The organism is Bacillus sp. XF8 (assembly GCF_017498755.1).
Classification (GTDB): Bacteria; Bacillota; Bacilli; order Bacillales; family Bacillaceae_G; genus Bacillus_A; species Bacillus_A bingmayongensis.
In genome coordinates this window covers 533,299-540,068 of sequence record NZ_JAGDQK010000002.1, presented here as the reverse complement: position 1 = coordinate 540,068, position 6,770 = coordinate 533,299, and the positions used below count along the sequence as shown (strand labels likewise).

The 6,770-nt window shown below is 34.4% G+C and carries 6 protein-coding genes; 1 reads left to right on the top strand and 5 read right to left on the bottom strand.

Features of this window, described 5'->3' with window-relative positions; translation table 11 throughout:
• Positions 1 to 254: 254 nt before the first annotated feature.
• Together J4P91_RS03190 and J4P91_RS03185 are read right to left on the bottom strand one after the other, a co-directional pair.
• A complete protein-coding gene (locus J4P91_RS03190) occupies positions 255 to 1,685 on the bottom strand; it encodes an IS4 family transposase (protein WP_207992922.1) in 1,431 nt (476 codons plus the stop codon).
• A 436-nt stretch (positions 1,686 to 2,121) separates the two neighbouring features.
• A complete protein-coding gene (locus J4P91_RS03185; RefSeq protein ID WP_243763677.1) occupies positions 2,122 to 2,790 on the bottom strand; it encodes an immunoglobulin-like domain-containing protein in 669 nt (222 codons plus the stop codon).
• Positions 2,791 to 2,869: 79 nt separating this feature from the next.
• Here J4P91_RS03185 and J4P91_RS03180 point away from each other — a divergent pair, with 79 nt between their 5' ends.
• Positions 2,870 to 3,577 carry an IS6 family transposase gene (locus J4P91_RS03180; RefSeq protein WP_207992921.1) on the top strand — a complete coding sequence of 236 codons (708 nt, stop codon included), beginning with the start codon at positions 2,870 to 2,872 and terminating at the stop codon, positions 3,575 to 3,577.
• 288 nt (positions 3,578 to 3,865) lie between these two features.
• On the opposite strand, the gene J4P91_RS03175 is transcribed toward J4P91_RS03180, so the two are convergent.
• The 3 genes from J4P91_RS03175 to J4P91_RS03165 all read right to left on the bottom strand — a co-directional run bounded on the left by J4P91_RS03175 (position 3,866) and on the right by J4P91_RS03165 (position 6,630).
• Entirely contained in the window at positions 3,866 to 4,525 is a 660-nt protein-coding gene (locus tag J4P91_RS03175; RefSeq protein ID WP_207992920.1) for a protein kinase family protein, read from the bottom strand.
• A 99-nt stretch (positions 4,526 to 4,624) separates the two neighbouring features.
• Positions 4,625 to 5,245, bottom strand: coding sequence for a recombinase family protein (locus J4P91_RS03170; protein ID WP_207992919.1), 621 nt, complete (start codon positions 5,243 to 5,245; stop codon positions 4,625 to 4,627).
• Positions 5,246 to 5,634: 389 nt separating this feature from the next.
• Positions 5,635 to 6,630, bottom strand: coding sequence for a hypothetical protein (locus J4P91_RS03165; protein WP_207992918.1), 996 nt, complete (start codon positions 6,628 to 6,630; stop codon positions 5,635 to 5,637).
• Positions 6,631 to 6,770 lie beyond the last annotated feature (140 nt).

The window sequence follows — 6,770 nt, the reverse complement described above, 5'->3', positions numbered from 1 at the left end:
TTCATCAGATACAGAAATAGACATATAAAAACGCCATCCTTTCCTATGATTCTACAGAAAGAATAGCGTATTTTTTTATTTTAGGGGGTATTTTGTTTTGTTAGCTTGATAGCGATGGGGTCCCGCCCCACATCCATCAACTTAAAGTGTATTTTTATATAAAGTTTGGTCTTTCCACGTAGTTTTTTATAATCTTTTATAGATTTTATAAAAGTGCGCATACCAAATAAACCCTGACGGGTTTCAATTTTTTACTATGCTACCTGATGAGTAGAAGTGGTATACTCATAAACAACACCCAAAATATCAAAGACTGTCTTTTTCTCGTATCGATGAGATTTTCGTCCGTTGCGCTGTAGGAGGTTAAACAGACGAAGGAGAACCTTTGATAGCTCTTGGGTGTTTTTGTGTAATGCGTGGTGAAAAAGTAAAAAATAATTCTTAATTATGTACATCGCTTTGTATTCACTTAGCTCTTTTTGTTTCTTACGTAACAGGAGTTCTCGCATTTTAAACATAGTAGAAGAACATAATAAAATACTAATGAGTTGTCCATAAAGGTGACATTCTAATCGCTCTTGTTTAATAGATTTACAACGATGAATTTGAAACCAAGATTTCCATATTTTAAATAACAGTTCAATTTGCCAACGTAGTGAATATAAATCATAGATTTTCTCTTTTGGTACCCATTCCGTAGGAATATTTGTCATATATACCGTAATTCCTTGTAAAAGTTTCGTACGCTCTGTATATGTAATCCCTTTTTTCTTTTCGCGAATCGCTCGATCGCGTAGGCGTTTCTGTTTTTGCTCCTCGGTACATCTATAAACCACAATGCGAGTAGGCAGTTTGTCTTTACTCCCTACATATACATCATGTAATTCATACACTTGGCCAGGTTGTAATTGTTTCATGATGTCTTCCAAATGAATTTGTATATATACCTGTTTTAATTGAGCTGGTTTTGTTTTAAAGACCACTGTTTCGAATTCTTTTCTATATATTTTAGTTGGTAACTTAAGACGTGATAAATAGTATCCTTGCTTATCTTGAATAGACTTAAAATCTTGTAAACGAAAATATCCTAAGTCACGAATATATAGTTCATTCTTTTGTGCCATTCCTGTTCGAGTCGCACTATATGCCTGATCACTTCGTTTTCCTGGTTCAATTTCCACATCAGAAAATTCTCCACTCAACAAATCATACTCTAGTTGAATTTTCACACCAGCTTTATGACTACATCCTCCGGCACCAGGATAAGTAGCTGCGAACCGATCTGGAACTTGGAAGGTTGTAGAATCAAGGATGCGAATCCGCTCAAAATAAGCAGAAAGAGAATGAGAAATCTTAGATACTCCTCCAATCTTGGCTTGTAGAAGTGTAGTAAATACAGTTCGAAAGAAGGCTACAGAAGCCGAGTTAAATCGTCGATTAAGTCCCTCCGGACTTAATAAAACTCCTGTTGAAGTTTCTAATTGACTACAAAGTTGAGTAAGAGAGGTAGTAGCGACTTGTTGATTTAGCCATACACACAAAGATAAGAAATGGTGCCCGTGGCACTTACGTTTTCGTTTCATCCCGCCTGCTTCTATAGCTAATTGATTAAGTGTAGCGGGAGACATATATCGATATAACTCTTCGGCAAATAAAGATAACTCTTGTTTTTGGTTCATATTCATAAAAAGCACGTCACCCTTTCTCATTAACATAAGAGAATAGTAACGTGCTTTTAACTTCAAAAATAGTCTAAATCCTTAAGTTGATGGATGTGGGGTCCCGCCCCATGCCCATCAAGCTAATATTTTGAATTACCCCCAAAACGAAAATTTTATCTATTTACAGTTGGGGAACAACCAATTTCTTAACCTGATGTTGATGGGGTAGTACGCCAACTTACTCAAATATTTAAAAATGAAGATGCTAGATATAACAGAATCAGATATTTTTCATATCCAGCTAATAACAAAGCATTCGTAAAAGTCATCTCGTTCGCCTCTATTTAAAAGGTTTTCTTTATCGAGCAATCAATCAGCGTAAACTGGAAGAAACACAGAGCTAAAAATCTCTGTGTTTCTTCTTTTTTAAATACATTTATTAGAAGCTAGTTTACAAGTCTTACTTTGTAGGCTCTACAATGATTCTAACTCCACCTATCCATCCTGGTAAAAAGTTTTCAACAATTATCACTGGTTTTTTGTTGGGAACAATTGTTGTTGGTGTAAATGGAATACTTGTTAACTTTCTGTATCCTTTTTGTATCTGTTCTGCATCAATTAATCTTTCATTTAGAATCTCTTCACTTTCTTGACCAGCAGAATCCGATTTGAAAGATACTTTAACAATATGGTGTGCCACAGTTCCTTCATCTTCTGGTTTAACATATACTGTAATTTGATAAGGGGTATTATTCTTCAACTCTACTTGTTTGTATATTGCTACATGTTTATCAGCATAAAATACCCATTTTCCATTAAGAGCATTCTCTTCATCTTCTTCTAGAGTAATGGTTTCACCAGAGAAGAATTTCCATCCTGTCGGATCGCCATTCTCCCACCCATCATCAATAACAGGTACCGTAACGGCAATTGTTTTTTCATCAATTTTTTCATAACTATTTATCACTTTATATGTTACATGGTATTTACCTGGTTTCGAGGTATCGACATTATTAAATTTTACAGTAATTTTATCTGTTATATCTCCATCAATTGGATCTGTTGCTTTGAGTCCAATTGGTTCATATTTTAATGGATCAAATGCTAAGTCTTTCTGGTTCTGGTGCAAAAACTTTAAAGCTCTTGCAAGTAATCTCCTAAACTTGGACATACTGATAGTATTACTCTAAAAAAGGTGTGTGCTCGGTATGGAAAAGGACAATTTATTTAAATGGAAACATTATCAACCTGACATCATTTTATTAATGGTGAGATGGTACCTACGGTACAACCTGAGTTTTCGTGATTTGGTGGAAATGATGGAGGAACGTGGATTATCCATCGCTCACACAACCATTATGCGTTGGGTTCATCAATATGGACCAGAATTAGATGAAAGAATACGGCGTCATCTTAAGCCAACAAATGACTCGTGGAGAGTCGATGAAACGTATATCAAAGTAAAAGGTCAATGGATTTATCTGTATCGTGCAGTGGATTCCGAAGGAAACACAATTGATTTTTATCTCAGTGAAACAAGAGACACAAAGGCTGCAAAGCGATTCTTCAAGAAAGCTTTGCGGTCTTTTCATATTTCTAAACCTCGCGTCATTACGGTGGATAAGAATCCGGCTTATCCACTGGCGATACAAGAATTAAAAGAGGAGAAACGTATACCTGAAGGCGTACAGATAAGACAATGTAAATATCTTAACAATATCGTGGAACAGAATCATCGTTTTATAAAGAAGAGGGTTCGTTCCATGTTAGGATTAAAATCATTTCGTACAGCAACCTTGATTTTGAGAGGTATCGAAGCCATGCATATGATGAAAAAAAGACAACTTCACCAAAGGGTGAAATCTGTCCAAAATGAGGTTGAAGTCATTCATAAGTTATTTGGATTAGCCGTTTAATCTCAAAGTTAACAGGGGATTGCTGTTCTATATTCCTAGTAAGCTATTTTCGCACCAGAACCACGTAACATTATAAAAAGTTGGATATCGTCAGGAATCCTTTTATACCAAGGGATTCTCTTACTCTCCGATATTATAAAATATACAGAATTTTACACATTTCTGCAATGGTGCCGTATTTCGGATTCCCGTTTGTTACTAGATTAGCCGAAAAACTGTATAAAATCCTGCATACTCTTAGCGTGGTATTTTTCCGGAATGCTAGCGGTACCCCAGTATGTGGTCCTTTTACAATTTGAATTTCTTTTTAAGATTCTTATATTTTCTATATGAACGTCTAACAATGTTTAACATGAAATACGGTATTTTAACAGGGAAAGGCAATTTATAAATGAAAGGCAAGTAAAATGTAAAATATGCCTTTTCTAGGTCTCTCCACTTACTATCTTCTTTTGTTTTTAAGAAATCAGATACATCGACTACATATCCCCTTCCGTTTTCCATCATCACATTTTTCCCGTGAACATCACAAGGAGTTAATCCTTGTTCCCTTGCATACTCTAAAGCTTCATTGATATCAAGGATTACCTGCTTAGGAATTTTAATCCCCTTATGAATAGCATCGTATAAGGTAATTTCTTTTAAACGTTTCAATACTATGAAATTTTCTCCTTTATATATAAGCTTCGAATAAGAAGGATGATTTCCGATTCTTCGGTATACTTCTGACTCTTTTTCAATTCCTTCTCCTTCTCGCGCGTAAACTTTCACTACCCAATCTTTGTATTCTTTGTGCATAAATACTGCGGCATAATTACCTGTCCCTAAACACTTCCAAAGTCTAGGAATATCTTTAACTACTACAGGCTCGAATTCATCCTCACTTCTTATGCTTAACTCTTTTAATAATTCGTCCTTTATCAATCCCACAAAACTATTTATACTCATCATTTCCACTCCGGTTTTGCTAAAAGGGGGCCCACCCACATTTTAACGAATGTTGGTGCTACCTCAATTACTATCTTAACAAATTAAAATTTTGTCTCTCTATTCTTTTATTCTTTCCTCATACTGTTTAGCAAGCTTATAAAAAGAAGAACGTTTGATGCCATACTTTTTCATGGCTCCTACTGCTGTAATTGAACCAGATTTCCATTCCTTGTAAGCATCCGTAAATTCTTCTGTTATTTCGACAGGCGGACGTCCTAAACGTCTACCTTGTTTTCTGGCAAGAGCAATTCCTTCAGCTTGACGTTGTTTAATATCAATGCGCTCTTTTTCTGCAAAGGCAGATAATATTGTCAGTGTTGCTTTTTGAATTGCGCTCTGAATAACATCATTTGTACTTTCTCCAGTGTAATTGACGTTAATGTATGGTTCCTTTATAAATTGTAAATTTACTTTATGTTTTTCGTAATATCTAAATTCTTCTAATGTATCATTCATATTTCTTCCAAGTCTTGTCAAGGAATCAAACACAATGGTATCTCCTGTACGAACAAGACGTTTTAGCATTTGATAATTCTCTCGCTCCATATTTTTTCCAGATTCTTTATCTATGAAAATATCCCGTTCTTCTATCCCTAAATTCTTCATATTCTGAATTTGCCGTTCTTCGTTTTGATCTTTACTCGAAACTCGCACATATCCAAATTTTTTATGTTTCATATGCTACACCTCATTGATAATTATAACAATTATGTCTGTAAAGGTATATAAAATAAACGGATGTCTGTAAAATGAGAAACGGATGTTTATAGACGTGGTTTTTTATAGTTTCCTATGTATCTGTAAAGGTATACCTTTAAGGACATAACTTTAATCCTTATAAAATCAAGGTTTAACACGTTTACGTTTATAATGGTTTACGTGTGACTGGGAAAATTGGCGATGATATAAAAAAAAGACACTGAAGTGTCTTATGTACTTTCAAATCAAGCTCACCGATAAATTGGAATTTTATGCTCTCTTAATCCGATATCTAACAACCATTATCTCATTGGCTCGGTGCATCTTGACAAGTGCCGTTAAGTTAATCGATATCTGAAAATATATGATTAAATGATTCCAGCAGTTTTAAGAAATTCTATTTCCTTTTCGTATGTATTACAAGTATATTTAATTTCGAATAAAGATATATTATGTGACTTGGCATAAGCACGTTTTAATTTGTCATTCTCTACTTGAGACTCATATTGTGAAACACCACCGAACTCATCTACAGGCTTATAATGCTGTTCACCTTGACACTCAATAAGACATTTAATGCTATTATCTGAACCGAGAACAGCAAAATCATAACGCAACAAGTTCTTACGCCCTACACCATATAAGTCTTGAAACGAATATTCAACTCTATATGCTACATTATGTTCTCTCAGTATTTTTATAGTTCGCCATTGAAATGATGAAATGTTATGACAGTCACAATAAGCATCACAATAATATCCATCTTTCGCTCTAGATCCGCGGCCATCATTTTTTATCTTAAAATCTGATGACTTAAATTTATGTTCTTTACCGCACAGATAACAACGACATCTATATAACTTATATACTTTACATTTGCCACCTTCCTTTCCTCTTCTTCCTCTATCAAATATAATAGGTTTCCCCTCATAATTTTCATCAATACATTCTAATATATCTAGCGATTCATGCGTAGTATTAGAATAATCATCATAATAACTTTCGTCCTTTACTCTAGGATATGAAGCTATCCTTTTTCTCTCACGTTCCTGCTTTACCGCACAATTATCCCCGCAATCTCTATGTCTTTTGCTTAAAAAGAAATTCTGAGTAAGATAATCTACTTTTCCGCATTTACACTGGCATTTGTATCTCTTGACAGACTTAATAATTTGTATCGTTCTATCATAAGCATCTACAGAATCAAAATTATTCCCATTAATCCTTTCCCCATTTATAAACTTTTGCTTTTTTTGTTCTAGGTCTGCAATTCGTTCTTTAGCAACTTCTTCTTGATATGCTTCAAAACCACCAATTATAGTAAAACATCCATTTTTCTCTCCAATAGGCCATACGCTGTCCATGTATTTCAAGCCTCCCCGATTTATAATATAGACACTAACGATCTATCGAATACTTATGTATTATATAACATTTACCATCTTTCTCTTGTAATGCATTAATTTGCTTTGCCCATTATCCATCTTAATACATCGATAACTTA